We start from the raw sequence: 15,586 nt of genomic DNA on the forward strand, positions 1-15,586 counted from the left end.
CACGAGGCTACCGTTCATGAGCCAGGAAGCGCCCGAGACCGAGGCTGGCGATAGCCAGGAGACAGTGAACGGGCGCCGCCTCGAAGCCCTCAGACTGGCGCTCCAGGAAGGCCAGGCCGCCAATGTGCGCGTCCTGACGCACGGTCTCAGGGCGCCCGATCTCGCCGACCTCATCGAGCTCCTCGAGCCCGATGAGCGCGTCCAGCTCATTCAGATCCTCGGCGACGACTTCGATCCCGAGGTCATGTCGGAGCTCGAGGAGGGCGTCCGCGACCAGCTCGCCGAGGCCCTGCCGAACGAGGTGCTGGCCCGCGTCATCACCGAGCTCGATACGGACGATGCCGCCTACGTCCTCGAAAGCCTCGACAAGGAGGACCAGGAGGACGTCCTCGCGCAGATGCCCTCGAGCGATCGTATCGCGCTCGAGCGCAACCTCGAATACCCGGAAGAAACCGCGGGCCGTCTCATGCAGACGGACTTCGTCGCGGTGCCGCCCTTCTGGACTGTCGGCCGCGTGATCGACCACATGCGCGAGGCCGATGACCTGCCGGAGACGTTCACCGACATCTTCGTCGTCGATCCGAGCTTCCGCGTCATCGGCACGATCGACCTCTCGCGACTCCTGCGGACAAAGCGCGAGGTGCTCGTCGAGAAGATCATGGAGGCCGACCAGCACACGGTCTCTGCGACCCTTGACCAGGAGGAGATGGCGCGCCAGTTCGAGCGCTACGATCTCAAATCGGCGCCCGTCGTCGACGCCAACAAGCGGCTCGTCGGCGTCGTCACGGTCGACGACATCGTCGAGGTCATCGAGGATGAGACGGACGAGGACCTCCGCCGCCTCGCCGGCGTCGGCGACGAGAGCATCGGCGACAGCGTCATCACCACCGTCCGCAGCCGCATTGTGTGGCTCGCGATCAACCTGTGCACGGCCGGACTCGCAGCCTCGGTGATCAAGCAGTTCGACGCCTCCATCGAGCAGATGGTGGCGCTGGCCGTGCTCATGCCGATCGTGGCCTCCATGGGCGGCAATGCCGGCACGCAGACCATGGCCGTCACGGTGCGCGCGCTCGCAACCAAGGATCTCGGCCCCGCGAACCGGACGCGCATCATTCTCCGCGAGGCCGCAGTCGGCCTGATCAACGGCCTGACGCTGGCGGCGATCCTCGGACCGATCGTGTTCCTCTGGTTCGGGATCGGCACGCTCGGCATCGTCATTGCCGTTGCGCTGATCATCAACCTGTTCACGGCCGCCGTCGCCGGCATTCTCGTGCCGCTCACGCTCGATCGCCTGGGCTTCGACCCCGCCGTCGCCTCCGCGACATTCGTGACGACAACCACCGACGTGATCGGCTTCCTTGCCTTCCTCGGGCTGGCGACGCTGGTGCTGCTCTGAAGTGACCGCGTCGCGGAGCGCGAGGGGGCCTCGACCCCACTCGCGAAGCCATCTGGCACCGAAAACTGCCCAGGAACTACATCGCGACTTCGAGCATGAACGACATCTCGACGCGGACGCTGAGCGTCTCGCTGCCGACCTCGATCGGCACGCTATCGGCCGCCATGCTGCGCGCCACCATCGGCCGCGGCGGGCGCGGCGCACCGATCACTTCCTCGGTGATCGTCATGACCGATCCGAGCCGTGCACCTGCCGCTTCAGCGAGAAGGCGGGCACGATGCATGGCATTCTCGACGGCCTTCTTGCGCGCCTCGTCCTTGCGCTTCTCGGCATCCGAGACGATGAAGTTGATGCTGCTCGCCTGATTGGCGCCGAGCGTCACGACCTGATCGAGGATCTCGCCGAGGCGCGCGATCTGGCGCACTTTCACCTCGACCTGATTGCGCACGCTGTACCCGTCAACCTGTTGCGCGCCGCGATCCTTGTAGTTGCGGTAGCGCGGCTGGATCTGGAACTGCTGGGTCTTGATGTCCTTGGCGTCGATCCCCGCCGCCTTGAGGCCTTCGATGATTTTGCGCATGGCGGCGTTGTTGGCCGTCAGCGCCTCGCGCGCGGTCGCGGCATCCGTAAGCACACCGGTTGTGACGTCGGCGCTGTCGGGCGCGGCCTCGACACTGCCATGCCCCGCCACCATGACCCAGCGGCCCGTGCGTAATTCCTGGGCTTCGGCACTGGTCATGTGGGCGGCTCCGAGAATGGGGACGAGCGCGAGGAAGCCCGCGATCGCCAGTGAAGTGAGGGATTTCATGAGGGGATCCATTGGTTTTCCGGCTGGATACTCTGTGCCCGGCCAATACGGCGAAAGCGTGCTTGGATGCGCCGAGGGCGGATCAGCCGCGCGCGGGGCGTCCGTCGGATGCCCATGGGGTGCCAAGAGCAGGCCGAACCTGTTATAGAGGCGCGCTTCGCTGAAAGACCTAAGGTCTAGTGCCGAGGATCAGAGAGCTGAGCCACGTCGATGGCGCGCGGCGCTTGTCCTCGTGGCTGCTGGCCGAGGGATGTCTCAGGCAGCGAGGGCTCGTAGCTCAATGGTTAGAGCTGGCGGCTCATAACCGCCTGGTTGCAGGTTCGAGTCCTGCCGGGCCCACCAGAATTGATCAAATTCCGACTGCGCGACCGCATAATCGGCTGCGAACGACAAATTTTATGCATGTCGTTCAGTGATTTGTGAGAAGCCTGCCCCATGATGGCCGGTACGAGGTGCCAGCCCGATCCGGCGGCGCCGTGGAATTGAGGTCGCGAATGACCTCGGCAGGAACCGCAGATGATCGTCCTCGATGGGCCATCACATCCGGGGCGCGTGCTCAAGGACCACTACCTTGACCCCCTCAACATGAGCGCCGGCGCCCTGGCGACCCGGACCGAGCTGTCTGTCGCCTTGCTCGTGCACCTCGTGAAGGGCGAGACGGGTATGACTGCCGAGATTGCAGTCCGCCTCGCGCGCTTCTTCAGCACTGCCCCCGAGTACTGGATGAACCTCCAGCGCAACTACGACCTGCACGAAGCCCGGCGGCGGGTGGACGTCACGAGGATCGAGCCGCTGAAGGGGGCGTAGGGCCGCACGCTACGTGACTGGCCCTTTCTCCGTCTCCTTCCGTCCCCCACCACCTTCCCGCTGATTGAGCACCATCAGCAGCGGCGTCAGACCTTCCGTTTCGACGAGGGGCAGCACCTCGATATCGGCGCGGGCCCTGTCGCTCCAGCCGGCGAGTTGCAGGGCGACCTCGGCCTTCGAAAACAGGCCGTGATTGCGCAACGGCTCGGCCTTGCGCCGGCGCTCTGCCTCTTGCGGATCGAGCGCAACGCCACCGGCAGCTTCCATCTGTTTCAGCCGCTCCTGGCGAACCTCGGTGAGGTCGGTGAAGCTGCCCTCGCGCTCCTCGGCAAGCAGCTCCTTGAGCTCGTGCTTGCGGCCCCACCACTTATCGTGGCGCGGCCAACGCACGAGGTCGAGGTCCGTGAGCACCCCGGCGAACTGGTTCATGGCGAGCCCGCGCGCGGTTTCCTCGATGTTGGCCTGGCAGCTCGCGAGATTGGGGATCACCAGATACGATCGGTCTCGATGGTGAATGAAATGGCGGCGTATCCATGTGCGGTCCGCACTTGGCGCGTCGGCAATGGCCGTATCGATCGCCGCGTTGAGCTGCTGCACGACCTCGCGGGTCGGGATGGCCATCTCGGCTTGGGCTACGGCGCCCCAGCGGCGGACGGGCGCCTCGGCCGGCGGATTGAATGCCGCGAGCGCCAGCAGCCCGAGGTCGACACCGATGGTCGCCAGCAGCGCGATCAAATCGCGTCCCGAGACCTGTCCGGCTGGGGCCGGCGACGCCTCGCCGCCTGAGACCAACCGCGTCCAGGTATTCGAGATGTAGGCACCGATGTTCGACCACAGGTTCTTGATGGCATTCGCGACGCCGGCAGGGCCCTCGTTGAAGGCCGCTTCGCGCAGGTTCAGCACGGCCGGCTGCTCGGCCTGCCGCGCGGCCTGGACGAGGCGCTGCGCGAGCGTCGGATCGTAGCAGGAGAAGCCCGCTTGCCCGGGCGCGACCGAGACCGTCGTCGCGATCGCGGTCATTTCCCCGGCCGTCGACTTGCCGAACTCGTTGGAGCGCGCGGCGATGCTGCGGGCACGGCTGCGGATCTCGGTCGCGCGCGCCTCGAAAGCCTTCTGGCGCTCCTCGAGCGTCGCGCCTTCGAGCGTCGCCACGCTGCTGCGCAGCCGCTCGAGATCCGCCTGCACGGGCTGGAACCACGAGCCGTTGAGGCCGTCGCGCATGGATATGATCTGGTCGCGCACATTGCGGCGCGCGTTGTAAAGCGGTCCCTGGCCCGCGCCGGACGGCACGCCGCAACTGCCGCCGCTCGCCTGTTCGCGCGACATCTGGCCCTCGGACCATGTCACGACATTGTCGAGCGCCGCGCGGACGGCGTCAATGCGGGCCGCGACTACGCCACCGGCGTCGCGTGCGTCTTCCTGGAGGCCGGCGAGGCCGGTGCGCGTCGCTTCTTCACCGGCGATCAGGCTCCACCAGAAGCCATAGCCGAAGCCGATCGACCACGTTGCGAGGAAGAAATAGAGCGGCAGCATGATCATGCGCTCGCGCATGGAGCGGCGCGCGCCGAAGGTTTCGCGCAGCGCCAGCCACATCAGGAAGGTGAGCGCGATGACGATGACAGCGACGAGCACGTCGTTGGAAATCGAGAGGCTGCCGGGCTCGGCGGTCGCCGTCGAGGACGAGAGCCCGATAATGAAGTCGCGCATCCCGTGCCAGGTGGCGTAACCCGAGATCAGCAGCAGCATCAGGGAGGCGATGCCGATCAGCGTATTGCGGCCGAGGAGGTAATCCACGAAGCGTGAAAATCCGCCCGTCGCCGGCCGTGCCGTATCAGCCATGTGCGCCCCCTCCCTCGCCGTACCGAGCCCCGAGATTAAGTTGAAAAATGCTACTGCTGGCCGACAACATGCCCTGCCGCGCACACTTCCGCGCCGACCGTGGCCTTGCGGCGACGAACGTGGCGGGCAGCGGGGCGGTTCCGGGGGGCGCCTTGGTCGGCCGTGCCGCGTGACGCTTCGATTGCCGGCAGTACGTTCTCGCTCCCCCAATCCCATCCGCAATAACTTGGGATGAATATCTCCGCCTCTACGGCAGCGAGAAATCGTCAGATCGCGATCTTCGCTCCACTAGCAGCGCGACGCGCGTCGATTGTATCTTGAAGATGGCGAGCGCGAATCGCCTTAGTGATTTCTTCCTTGCTGCTATAGGTTCGCGGAAACCCCAAATAGTACTCGGCAACCTTAGCGAGCTTGAGCTTCGGGAGCTTGGCCACTTCATTGAGAAATGCCTCAAAGCGCGAGCCGTCTTGCGACAGAGCAGTTAGCTGATCGGCTGCAGCCCGTGGCTCGATGGGAGCCGGCTTAGGGGGGCGCTGCTTCTTTGGTGGTGGTGCAAGGGCCTTAGAGACAACTGCCGGTATCTCCGCGGGCTCCAGATCTCCCAGGGCTCTGATAACGCGCTCAGCAGCGATGAAATCCTTTGACAGTGGCCCTGCCCCGGCAGCCTGGGCAATCTCTCCCATCCGCCTCATCATCTCAGCTGCGCCGCTATCGGAGGGAGTACGACCCACAGCAGAGAGCGCCTTCTCCAGCCTCGTGCAGAAGGAGCCGAGAGGCTTGTCGCCCTCCTGCTTAACGATTTCTCCAAAGTTCGTCAGCTTCGCAGCTTCGCTCTCCTCAAGCAGGGGCGCAATCTTGCGCAGGCACTCCGCCATTTGCGCGGCTTTCATACGATACCCTCCCCGTGGGTGCGCGACGCGCAACCTCTCTTCCGATGGCCGCAAACATTTCGCGGACGCCGCTGTCTTTCAAGTACGCGATACCTTCATCTGTGGAATACGACACCTTGGTCGTCCGAGACATAGTCGCATCGCGCATAAAATAGTCACGCGACGAGCCAAGGGCCGCACGCACGGCTTCGTTGGCTCGTTCCATGGGGCTTGCAGCCCGAGGACTAAGTTTGCGATGCGCCGTCATCGTGCCAATGATGCCTGAAAAATCGAGTGCTGGGTTTGTCGCTCCTCGAACCTTCGCAAATTGTATGGCAAAGGTCCCGACCGCAGCGGCGGACAAGCGATCGACCACACTCGGAACAAACAGGTGGGTGCTCGCGCACATTCCGTTCACGAAGCCGGTCGTAAATCGCGGCGGCGCGTCGATGATGACGCGATCATAGTTGTCCTGTACGTCTGGAGAATGAATAGCCCTTGCTAGGCGAAACCGCACATCATCGCCGGTCTCGCCCATTCCCCATCTGTACTCCAAGCGCCGTTCAACATTTTGGAATGTGTACCAGCAAGGGACAAAATCTAATCCTGGAGCAGCGCTCTTAATTGTGGCGGAGGCCCACAGATCGTTCAAGCTGTCGGCAAATAGATTGTCGACTAGCGACGCAGAAGCATCAAAACCACCTCGTCCAGCCTGCGCAAAAAGGAGTGCCGTCGCCGATCCTTGATAGTCGAGATCTACCACAAGGACTCTTTCCCCCGCCCGAGAGAAATATGCGGCGAGATTAGTGGCCAACGTCGTCTTGCCAACCCCGCCCTTTTGATTGGCGAACATGAGCACGGGGATGCTCTCGCGCACCTTTCTATCGAATTGGGCCGGCCATGCGGCTACCGGCCTCGCCCAGAAATCGGCATCGTCTTTGCCGAGGGGAGCCCTCAGCAATTCGAGCTTCTCGCGGAGTTCCGAATTATGCCTTTCCAGTGCTTGGAGCTTTTCGTCCACCGGCCCCCGAATAGCCTGAAGGGCAGCCAGGGCCGCTGTCAGGTCGGCTCGCGCCTGCTTCTCAAGCTCTTCGGCGGCTTGCTGCTTATCGAAGGCCATTTTAACGGCCGCCTGTAGCTCTCCCTCAACACGCTCGTGACGCTCTGTGTCGGCTCGATACTTTTGAAGGTGCCAGAGTAGGGCGGCCACAGCCCCAAGGGCACCCAATCCGAAAAGAGATAGAACTAGGCCAACAAATGGCTTTGCCCATTCAATCCAGGCCTGAATAGTGCGTACGCAGGCCGCCACCTCTTCCGGCGACCCAGACAAGCATTCCATTACTCCCCCCAGCAATCGGAGCACCACCCCTTAAATTTGGAGCAGCTTGGCATACTGAAACAGAGTTAGCTACCCGGGTTCAATGGGCCGTTTGATGCCGGGCCTCGGGATGCTTCTCTTGATCTGTGACACCCCCCAGCCTTGCGCCTCGCCCACCCCAGCTCCGCGCCCATTCCCGCTGGCCCCGCCGCCCAATTCCCCGTATCCAGAACTTGAGGAGTATCAACGCGCCGGGCTGCCCGGACGCGCTGACTGCCTCGTGAAACGCCCTAGGACTTGGCCCGAGACCCTCAATGAACGAGATGTCCCCGAACCGCGCCCGCCTGCTCTCCCCTGAAATCGTCGAGCGCTTTGCCGCGATCGTCGGGAAAGCGCACGCCCTCGTCGATCCCGACCAGCAGCTCCCCTACCTCAAGGAACTGCGCGACAAGTACGTCGGCCGCTCGGCCCTCGTGCTGCGCCCCGGCTCGACGGAAGAGGTGAGCCGCATCATGGCGCTCGCCAACGAGCTGAACCTCGCCGTGGTTCCACAGGCGGGCAACACAGGTCTTGTGGGCGGCCAGATCCCCCAACATGGCGAGATCGTCGTCTCGGTCGCGCGCATGAACAAGGTCCGCCATGTCGATCCGGTGGGCACGAGCATGACCGTCGAGGCGGGCCTGACGCTGCAGGAATGCCAGGACGTCGCCGAGAAGGCGGGCCGCCTCTTTCCGCTGGCGCTGCCCTCGCAGGGAAGCTGCCGCATTGGCGGCAATCTCGGCACGAATGCGGGCGGCGTCGGCGTGCTCGCCTATGGCAATGCGCGCCAGCAGGTGCTGGGCCTCGAAGTCGTGCTGGCGGACGGGCGCGTGTGGAATGGGCTGCGCGCGCTCAAGAAGGACAACACGGGCTACGACCTGCGCGATCTCTTCATCGGCTCGGAAGGCACGCTCGGCATCATCACGGCGGCGGTGCTGCGCCTGCTGCCGCGCCCGGCCGAGATGGCGACGGCCATGGTCACGCTGCCCTCGATCGAGAATGCGCTGACGCTGCTTTCCGAGGCACAGGCGCGCGCGGGCTCGACGCTCACGGCCTTCGAGTTCATCCCGCGCCTCATGGTCGAGATCGTGCTCAAGCACATCAAGGGCACGCGCGATCCCTTCGCGACGCCTTATCCCTGGTACGTGCTGCTCGAGATCTCGGGGCCGAAGGCGGACGGCGGCGCACAGGCGCAGATGGAAGACATTCTCGTCGCCGCGAGCGAGAAAGGGCTCATTCTGGACGCCGCGATCGCGCAGTCGCCCAATCAGGCGCGTGATCTCTGGCTCATCCGCGAGTCCATCTCCGAGGCACAGCGGCCCGAAGGCGGCAACATCAAGCACGACATCTCGGTCGCGGTCGCGCGCATCCCGGAGTTCCTGGAGCGCGCAGCAGCCACCGTCGAAAAGCTCTGCCCGGGTGCGCGGCCCCTGCCGATCGGCCACTTCGGCGATGGCAACATCCACTACAATATCGCCAAGCCCGTCGGCATGGACGACAAGGTGTTCCTCGCGCAGTGGGATACGATCATGGCGGGCGTGCACGACGTCGTCGCGGCCATGGACGGCTCGATCTCGGCCGAGCACGGCATTGGTTTCATGAAGCGGGCGGAGCTCGCGCGTCTCAAGGATCCCGTCGAGCTCGACCTCATGCGCCGGATCAAGGACGCACTCGATCCCAAGGGCCTGCTCAATCCCGGCAAGGTGCTCTGACGCCGACAGAAAGGAGCCGCGCGAAGCGCGGCTCAGGCGTCAACAGGGAGGCATCAAAACGGAGAGTGACGCACCCGCCACTCCGGAGTCCGGTGCACGAAGGCGCCGGATACGTTGCTTGAACTACTCGGTGCCGATGAGGGTTCCCTTAAACACCGTTCGCTATGCCAGTCGGTTCGCATATGCGAAAACGGGTTTACAGGAGCGGCCAGTGAACGCTAGACGCTGGTACGCGCGAAAGGTCTGGGGGCGGTTAGCTCAGCGGTAGAGCGCTTCGTTTACACCGAAGATGTCGGGGGTTCGATCCCCTCACCGCCCACCATGATTTTCCTTGTGCTTCAAATGCTCGGGCCGAAAGCGCCACAGCGCGGGATCAGGCCCAGCGGTCATCCGCCATCAATGGGCTGTCGGATCTGACGAAGACGAAGTCACCCTGCTTCAGCCGGTTGTCCCTGGTTCGCCCGGACAGTGCGGCAATGTCGTAGAGAATGAAGTTCTTGGCGGCCAGGAACGAGACCAGATCGGCGATCTTCGGCTCGTAGGCCTGCTGAAAGAAAGACACCTCGCTCAGGATGACTTCGATCCTGGGCAGCACCTCGCGGGCACCCGACAAGGCGTGCATCTCGTACCGCTGAAGGTCCAGCTTGAGCAGCGCACGATCGCTCGCTGCGACACTGCCGGCAAAGAGCGCATCGAGCGTGCTCGCGGCTATGACCGCGGTTCCCGTATCCGCATTGCTTATGTGCGCCCCGGTACTCGGCTCGTCTCCGGCCGCCATCCGCAATTCCCCGACCTCGGAGCCGAGCGCGCACTTGTGGAGATGAAATCCCTCCCGGGCACAGAGCGCGTCGAGCTGAGCAAAGCAGGCGGGTTGTGGCTCGATGAGATGGTGTGTGGCGCTCGGAAAGAGCGCCTTCGTGGCCGAGCTGAATGACCCGATATGAGCGCCACCGTCTATGACGATCTTCGGTGCGTAGCCATGCTCGCGCAGGTGCTGGAGGCAGCTCTCGATGGCCTCAAATCTGTTGGCCCCTCTGGCTCTGACAATTCTATAGGGAGTGTGCGCGAGCGCCGCTTTCACGAATTGCTTCACAATGAACTCCACTAACTGCAGCGGGACTTGTCACGCCATCCGCGGGCCTTGGTCAAAGAGAGGAACGCCCGGGCGGCGCATGAACACGATCAGGAAGGCCCCCGCGAGGATGCCGCCGATGTGTGCCCACCACGCGACGGGGCTGCCATCGGGGATGAAAAGCATCACGAACTGCGTCGCGATCCAGGCGCCGAGCGCCCAGGCCGCCGTGATCTTGAGCGGAATGAAGCGGAAGGCCAGCACCCACACGCGCACGCGCGGGTGCAGAATGAGATAGGCCGTGATGACGCCGGCGACGGCACCCGAAGCGCCGATCAGCGGGATGGTCGAGGAGGGCGTCATGACCGCGTGCGCCAGACCGCCGGCAATGCCGCAGAGCAGGTAGAAGACGAGGAAGCGGATGTGCCCCATGGCATCCTCGACATTGTCGCCGAACACCCAGAGGAAGAGCATGTTGCCGATGAGGTGCATCGGACTGCCATGAAGGAACTGGTAGGTGATGAGGGTCAGCACCTCGGGAATGGCGAACACATTGGGGCCCCGCACCGCGCCGCCGCCCGTGCCGAGCAGCTCGGCGGGTATCTCGGCGAAGCTCGCGGCATAGATCTGGCCGGGCGCCGTGAGCTGGAGCAGAAAAACAGCGATATTTGTGGCGATCAGGCCTGCCGTCACCCACTGCCAGCGGATCACGCGCAATGGGTTGTCGTCTCTGAGAGGCACGAACACGCGCTAAGACTCCCTCGATGGCGGACAGACGTCAGTTGAATTCCGGCTTATTGAATGCGGGAATAATAGCCGAATTCAGGTGTCCGGCATCAGGGATGTTTCGCGGCCCCTGCTCTGAGAGGTAGCGAATTTCTCGATCATCACACTAGGTTTTGCCGCCCTCGCGGTTTTGGCCTGGCACCCAGAGGACGTCGCGATCGCCGCGATCGTTGACGTAGCGGCTCGCGACGAAGAGAAGGTCGGAGAGGCGATTGAGGTAGCGGATCGCCGCCTCGCTCACCGGCTCGTCAGGCGCGGCGGCGAGCTCGACGATGAGGCGCTCGGCCCGCCGGCAGACGGTGCGGGCCACATGGAGCGCCGCCGCCCCGGCCGTCCCCCCCGGCAGCACGAACGAGCGCAAGGGCTTCAGCTCCGCGTTCATCGCGTCGATTTCATTCTCGAGGCGCGCCACCTGCTCGGGCACGATACGGAGCGGCTCATAGGGGAGGGGCTTGCCGCGGTCGGGCAGACACAGGTCTGCGCCGAGGTCGAAGAGATCGTTCTGGATGCGCCCGAGGATCGCATCGACGTCGAGGGGAAAGCTGAGGCCTGCAAGGTGCACCCTCGCCATGCCGATGACCGCGTTGGTCTCATCGACCGTACCGTAGGCCGAGACGCGCAGACTGTCCTTGCGCACGCGCTCGCCGCTGCCGAGCGCCGTCGTCCCCTTGTCGCCCGTGCGGGTGTAGATCTTGTTCAGAACAACCATGGCGCCACGCCCTCCGTCAGCGGTTGAGCAGGAAGAACGCCATAATAATCAGGATCGCAAGGAACTGCAGGCCTACGCGCCAGCGCATGAGCTTCTGGCTGGTATTGGGGCTCGTCCCCCGCATCATGTTCCAAAGTCCAAGAAGCAGCACCACGAACACGGCCAGGACGGCCAGCGTCGTCATATGAAATAGGGCCGTGCTCATGGACGCTCCTTGGCGTGTGTTCGCGGCGTGGGCCGCATCGACGGGCCGCCTCCCTGTGTACAAGTGGGCGCGCGCCGGCGGGACATTAACGGGTCTTGCGCCATTGCGTGGCAAAACTATTGCCGCAATCATGGTGGCATGACATTCGATCCTCCTGCGTGATCGAGGGGGCCTGCCACTCGAGAGGCCACGTTTGGCGACAGTCGAGCATACCGCACAACCGCCGGGGGGCGATGCGACGGGACGGCACTGCCGTGCCCGCGGCGCGATGTACGCCCGCGGATTGAGGTGCGCCAGTGCGTCGGCAGCAATCCTGATCGTCCTCGCGGGCGCCCTGCCAGCGGCCCTCGCACAGGGCACAGGCCAGGCCCGCGAGAGCCTCGAGAAGTCCCGGCGCGAGCTCGACCACACCCGCCAGCGCACGAAGGGTCTCGAGAAGAGCATGGCCGAGATCCAGGCCGAGCGCGAACGGCTGATCGACAGCCTGCGCGAGACAGCCCGGATCATCCACGACAGCGAAGCCCGGCTCACCGAGATCGAGCGCCATCAGACGGCCCTCGCCGAGCAGGAGCACAAGATCCGCGACCAGCTTTCCGAGCGTCACGGCAAGATCGCCGTGATGCTGGGCGCCATGCAGCGCATGGGGCGCAATCCGCCGCCGGTGATGATCACGCGGCGCGAGGATGCCCTGCAGATGGTGCGCAGTGCCATGATCCTGGCCCGCGCCTTCCCCGAGCTTGCCGAGCAGGCGACGATCCTCGCAGGGCGCCTCAGTGAGCTCGTGAAGGTGATGGAAGCCAGCAAAGCCCAGAGCGCGATCCTGCGCGCCGAGACCGCCCGTCACGAGATCGAGCGAACACGCATCGCTCAACTTATCGAGAGCAGGCGCCAGTCGCTCGCCGAGCATCAGCCGGCGCTCGACGCCGCGCGCAAGCATGCTGCCGATACCGCAAGGCGCATCGACGACCTGACGACGCTGATCGCGCGCCTCGACGCCGGCCCGGGTGACCGTGGCGCAACGCCGCGGGCCGACGCCCCCCCGACGGCCGGCGGGGTGCCGGCAGGCCTTCAGCCGACGCCGCCGATGCTCTCGGCCGAAAAGCCGCCAGCAGCCCGTCCTGCGGGCCCCGGCGCACCGGAAGGGCCCGCGCCAGCCGAGGCCAAGGCAGGGCCCGCCATGGCGCAACTCTTGCCTTCAGCAAGCCAACTTGCCTCGCTAGCCCCTGGACCTATGAAGCCGGCGATCCCATTTGAGAATGCCAAGGGCTCGCTCCCGCTGCCGGCCCAAGGCAAACGCGTGCTTGGGTTCGGCGATAAAACGCAGTTCGGTACACAGTCCATGGGCGTGGTGCTGGAGACCCGCCATTCGGCCCAGGTCCGCTCGCCGAGCGATGGTTCAGTTCTCTGGGCGGGACCATTTCGCGCGTGGGGCCAGCTCTTGATCATAAATGCCGAGGGCGGGTATCATGTCCTCTTGGCTGGGCTATCTCAGATCGACGTACAAGTCGGGCAATTTGTCCTTGCAGGCGAGCCGGTCGGGCTCATGAGCGCCGCCCCGCGATCGCAGTCGGCAAAGGCCGAAGGTAGTGCCCCAGTTCTCTATGTCGAGTTCCGTAAGGACAATCGACCCATCGACCCCGGCCCCTGGTGGGCGGTACGCTCTTAGAGGGTGCAAGAATGAAGCGAAAAGCGGACTACGCATTCTGGACATTCGTCACGCTCTCGGCTGTGGCCGGCCTGACAACGGTTGTCAACGTCACCCGGACCTACTCGGCGACGTCCGCCAACAGCGAGATCTACAAGCAGCTTGACCTCTTCGGCGACGTCCTCGAGCGCGTGCGGTCCGACTATGTCGAGAAGCCCGATGACTCGAAGCTCATCGAGAGCGCCATCAACGGCATGCTGAGCTCGCTCGATCCCCACTCCGCCTTCCTCAACCGCAAGCACTTCAATGATATGCAGGTGCAGACGCGGGGCGAGTTCGGCGGCCTCGGTATCGAAGTGACGATGGAGAACAACGTCGTCAAGGTCGTCGCTCCGATCGACGACACGCCCGCCGCCCGCGCCGGCGTCATGGCCAACGACCTCATCACCCATCTCGACGGCGAGCAGATCGTCGGGCTGACGCTCGAGCAGGCGGTCGAGAAGATGCGCGGCAAGGTCGGCACCCCGATCACGCTCACCATCCAGCGCCGCGGCAACGACGACCCGATCGAATTGCGCATCGTGCGCGATCGCATCCGCATCAATGCCGTGCGTGCGCGCGCCGAGGGCGACATCGCCTACATCCGCATCACGACCTTCAACGAGCAGACGCACGCCAATCTCGTGTCCTCGGTGGAGCGCTTGAAGAAAGAGATTCCGAATCTCAAGGGCTACATCATCGACCTCAGGAACAACCCCGGCGGCTTGCTCGATCAGGCGATCGCCGTGGCCGACGATTTCCTCGAGCGCGGCGCGATCGTGCTGACCAAGGGTCGCAACCTCGAAGAGACGCAGCGGTCGAATGCGCGCCCCGGCGACATCACCGATGCCAAGCGCATCCTGGTGCTGATCAACGGCGGCTCCGCCTCGGCTTCCGAGATCGTGGCGGGTGCGCTGCAGGATCACAGCCGTGCGCTCGTGATCGGCACACGCTCGTTCGGCAAGGGCTCCGTGCAGACGATCATCCCGCTCGGCCAGAACGGTGCCATCCGTCTGACGACGGCCCGCTACTACACGCCGTCGGGCCGCTCGATCCAGGCCAAGGGCATCGATCCCGACGTTGTCGTCGAGCAGGAGCTGCCCGATGAGCTGAAGGCGCGCGCGAGCAAGGAGAAGCCGCGCGGCGAGGCAAGCCTGCGCGGCCATCTCAAGGGCGACGCAGCGAAGGACGGCAAGGAGGAGTCGGGCTCGAACTCCTATGTGCCGCCCGAGGCGGACAAGGACGCGCAGCTCCAGTACGCCATCAAGCTCATGCGCGGTGAGATCCCCGAGCCGCCGCCGCGGCCGGTCGACTCGTCCAATGCAACGGATGCGCCGGCGCCTGCTGCCACGAAGTAGGTTTCACGGCGCCCGGACGCGCCGCGACCTGACGGGAGAACTTCGACGCCCAGGCCATGCGCCTGGGCGTCGCTGCATCGAGGACCATGCGCATGAGCCTCTCGCCCCTGGCGATGATCACCCTCGACAGCGTCACGCATCTCACGCCCGCACATCGCGGCGCCGTCGTCTATGCGGCCTCGCACGGCGGCACGTACGCAGCAGCCTACGCAGCGGCCAAGGGCATTGCTGCGATCATCCTGAATGATGCCGGCATCGGCCGCGAGCACGCAGGTATCGCCGGCCTCGATCTGCTCGGCGACCTCCGCGTGCCCGGGGCAGCGATCGCCCACACCAGCGCCCGCATCGGCGATGGGCGCGATGGCGTGGCGCGCGGTATTCTTTCGACCGTGAACGCGCCCGCCTCCGCCTTGGGTCTCACCGTCGGCATGAGCTGCCGCGAGGCGCTCGAGCGGCTCGCGGGCGCGGCGCTCAACCCGGCGCCTGCACCACCGCTCGGTGACGAGGCCCGTCATGAGATCGCCTCGGATGTCCGCCCCGGCGCCAAGGTGATCGTGATGGACTCGGCGAGCCTCGTGACGCCCTCAGATGCCGGTGCCGTCGTCGTCACGGCGTCCCACGGCGGCCTGCTCGGCGGCAGGCCTGAAACGGCGATCAAGGTCCCTGTCTTCTCGGCCGTCTATAATGATGCCGCCATCGGAGTTGACGGCGCCGGGATCGGCCGCCTGCCGGCGCTCGATGCCCGCGGCATCGCGGGGGCGTGCGTCTCGGCCTTCTCCGCGCGCATCGGTGACGGCCTCTCGACCTATCATGACGGCTTCATCAGCGCGCTCAATGAGACGGCAACCCGTCACGGCGGCCGGATCGGACAGTCGGCGGCCGAGTTCTGCGATGCCATGCTGGCGGCGTCGCTCTAGCCTGACCATGAGCGGGGTCGACAAGGCGCGTCCGCGTCTGCAATCCTCGGCCTCCCGAACTCTGCAG

General features: G+C 64.9%; 14 protein-coding genes and 2 tRNA genes. 8 read left to right on the forward strand and 8 right to left on the reverse strand.

Features of this window, described 5'->3' with window-relative positions:
- Positions 1-16 precede the first annotated feature (16 nt).
- Positions 17-1,396, forward strand: coding sequence for a magnesium transporter (gene mgtE, locus CS1BSM3_RS00855; RefSeq protein ID WP_072385076.1), 1,380 nt, complete (start codon positions 17-19; stop codon positions 1,394-1,396).
- Between the two features lie 76 nt (positions 1,397-1,472).
- Here mgtE and CS1BSM3_RS00860 read toward each other — a convergent pair whose 3' ends face one another.
- Positions 1,473-2,204 (reverse strand): SIMPL domain-containing protein, encoded by a 732-nt coding sequence (locus CS1BSM3_RS00860; RefSeq protein ID WP_174263589.1) that lies wholly within the window; start codon positions 2,202-2,204, stop codon positions 1,473-1,475.
- Positions 2,205-2,470: 266 nt separating this feature from the next.
- Here CS1BSM3_RS00860 and CS1BSM3_RS00865 point away from each other — a divergent pair.
- Positions 2,471-2,546, forward strand: a tRNA-Ile gene (locus tag CS1BSM3_RS00865).
- A 174-nt stretch (positions 2,547-2,720) separates the two neighbouring features.
- Positions 2,721-3,011 (forward strand): HigA family addiction module antitoxin, encoded by a 291-nt coding sequence (locus CS1BSM3_RS00870; RefSeq protein ID WP_072385078.1) that lies wholly within the window; start codon positions 2,721-2,723, stop codon positions 3,009-3,011.
- A gap of 9 nt (positions 3,012-3,020) precedes the next feature.
- On the opposite strand, the gene CS1BSM3_RS00875 is transcribed toward CS1BSM3_RS00870, so the two are convergent.
- The 3 genes from CS1BSM3_RS00875 to CS1BSM3_RS00885 all read right to left on the reverse strand — a co-directional run bounded on the left by CS1BSM3_RS00875 (position 3,021) and on the right by CS1BSM3_RS00885 (position 7,058).
- On the reverse strand, positions 3,021-4,850 hold the full coding sequence (locus CS1BSM3_RS00875; protein WP_072385079.1) for a hypothetical protein: 1,830 nt from the start codon (positions 4,848-4,850) through the stop codon (positions 3,021-3,023).
- Between the two features lie 266 nt (positions 4,851-5,116).
- On the reverse strand, positions 5,117-5,740 hold the full coding sequence (locus CS1BSM3_RS00880) for a hypothetical protein (RefSeq protein ID WP_143149028.1): 624 nt from the start codon (positions 5,738-5,740) through the stop codon (positions 5,117-5,119).
- Entirely contained in the window at positions 5,688-7,058 is a 1,371-nt protein-coding gene (locus CS1BSM3_RS00885) for a ParA family protein (protein WP_072385081.1), read from the reverse strand. The genes CS1BSM3_RS00880 and CS1BSM3_RS00885 overlap by 53 nt, the downstream gene beginning before the upstream one ends.
- Before the next feature lie 293 nt (positions 7,059-7,351).
- On the opposite strand from CS1BSM3_RS00885, the gene CS1BSM3_RS00890 reads away from it, so the two are divergent.
- Positions 7,352-8,788: an FAD-binding oxidoreductase gene (locus CS1BSM3_RS00890; RefSeq protein WP_072385082.1), complete on the forward strand. Its 1,437-nt coding sequence runs from the start codon at positions 7,352-7,354 to the stop codon at positions 8,786-8,788.
- 247 nt (positions 8,789-9,035) lie between these two features.
- Positions 9,036-9,110, forward strand: a tRNA-Val gene (locus CS1BSM3_RS00895).
- Between the two features lie 51 nt (positions 9,111-9,161).
- On the opposite strand, the gene CS1BSM3_RS00900 is transcribed toward CS1BSM3_RS00895, so the two are convergent.
- The 4 genes from CS1BSM3_RS00900 to CS1BSM3_RS00915 form a co-directional block, all read right to left on the reverse strand.
- Positions 9,162-9,881: an FkbM family methyltransferase gene (locus CS1BSM3_RS00900; RefSeq protein WP_174263590.1), complete on the reverse strand. Its 720-nt coding sequence runs from the start codon at positions 9,879-9,881 to the stop codon at positions 9,162-9,164.
- 30 nt (positions 9,882-9,911) lie between these two features.
- Complete coding sequence (locus CS1BSM3_RS00905) at positions 9,912-10,607, reverse strand: rhomboid family intramembrane serine protease (protein ID WP_072385084.1); 696 nt, start codon at positions 10,605-10,607, stop codon at positions 9,912-9,914.
- A gap of 145 nt (positions 10,608-10,752) precedes the next feature.
- Positions 10,753-11,355, reverse strand: a complete 603-nt coding sequence (locus tag CS1BSM3_RS00910) for a cob(I)yrinic acid a,c-diamide adenosyltransferase (protein ID WP_072385085.1) — start codon at positions 11,353-11,355, stop codon at positions 10,753-10,755.
- A gap of 16 nt (positions 11,356-11,371) precedes the next feature.
- The gene (locus tag CS1BSM3_RS00915; RefSeq protein WP_072385086.1) at positions 11,372-11,560 is read right to left on the reverse strand and encodes a twin transmembrane helix small protein; all 189 of its coding nucleotides are present in this window, start codon (positions 11,558-11,560) and stop codon (positions 11,372-11,374) included.
- Positions 11,561-11,753: 193 nt separating this feature from the next.
- Between CS1BSM3_RS00915 and CS1BSM3_RS00920 the strand changes: the two genes are divergently transcribed.
- From CS1BSM3_RS00920 to CS1BSM3_RS00930, 3 genes are all read left to right on the forward strand, one after another.
- A complete protein-coding gene (locus tag CS1BSM3_RS00920; RefSeq protein WP_143149029.1) occupies positions 11,754-13,226 on the forward strand; it encodes a murein hydrolase activator EnvC family protein in 1,473 nt (490 codons plus the stop codon).
- Between the two features lie 11 nt (positions 13,227-13,237).
- Entirely contained in the window at positions 13,238-14,602 is a 1,365-nt protein-coding gene (locus CS1BSM3_RS00925; RefSeq protein WP_072385088.1) for a S41 family peptidase, read from the forward strand.
- A gap of 92 nt (positions 14,603-14,694) precedes the next feature.
- On the forward strand, positions 14,695-15,519 hold the full coding sequence (locus CS1BSM3_RS00930; protein WP_083528145.1) for a hypothetical protein: 825 nt from the start codon (positions 14,695-14,697) through the stop codon (positions 15,517-15,519).
- Positions 15,520-15,586 lie beyond the last annotated feature (67 nt).

Source organism: Hyphomicrobium sp. CS1BSMeth3 (assembly GCF_900117415.1).
Classification (GTDB): Bacteria; Pseudomonadota; Alphaproteobacteria; order Rhizobiales; family Hyphomicrobiaceae.

Coding starts and splice junctions, on each gene's coding strand:
- CS1BSM3_RS00925 (WP_072385088.1), top strand. CDS start 13,238: ATGAAGCGAAAAGCGGACTACGCATTCTGGACATTCGTCACGCTCTCG.
- CS1BSM3_RS00880 (WP_143149028.1), bottom strand. CDS start 5,740: ATGAAAGCCGCGCAAATGGCGGAGTGCCTGCGCAAGATTGCGCCCCTG.
- CS1BSM3_RS00915 (WP_072385086.1), bottom strand. CDS start 11,560: ATGAGCACGGCCCTATTTCATATGACGACGCTGGCCGTCCTGGCCGTG.
- CS1BSM3_RS00870 (WP_072385078.1), top strand. CDS start 2,721: ATGATCGTCCTCGATGGGCCATCACATCCGGGGCGCGTGCTCAAGGAC.
- CS1BSM3_RS00890 (WP_072385082.1), top strand. CDS start 7,352: ATGAACGAGATGTCCCCGAACCGCGCCCGCCTGCTCTCCCCTGAAATC.
- CS1BSM3_RS00860 (WP_174263589.1), bottom strand. CDS start 2,204: ATGAAATCCCTCACTTCACTGGCGATCGCGGGCTTCCTCGCGCTCGTC.
- mgtE (WP_072385076.1), top strand. CDS start 17: ATGAGCCAGGAAGCGCCCGAGACCGAGGCTGGCGATAGCCAGGAGACA.
- CS1BSM3_RS00910 (WP_072385085.1), bottom strand. CDS start 11,355: ATGGTTGTTCTGAACAAGATCTACACCCGCACGGGCGACAAGGGGACG.
- CS1BSM3_RS00875 (WP_072385079.1), bottom strand. CDS start 4,850: ATGGCTGATACGGCACGGCCGGCGACGGGCGGATTTTCACGCTTCGTG.
- CS1BSM3_RS00885 (WP_072385081.1), bottom strand. CDS start 7,058: ATGGAATGCTTGTCTGGGTCGCCGGAAGAGGTGGCGGCCTGCGTACGC.
- CS1BSM3_RS00930 (WP_083528145.1), top strand. CDS start 14,695: ATGAGCCTCTCGCCCCTGGCGATGATCACCCTCGACAGCGTCACGCAT.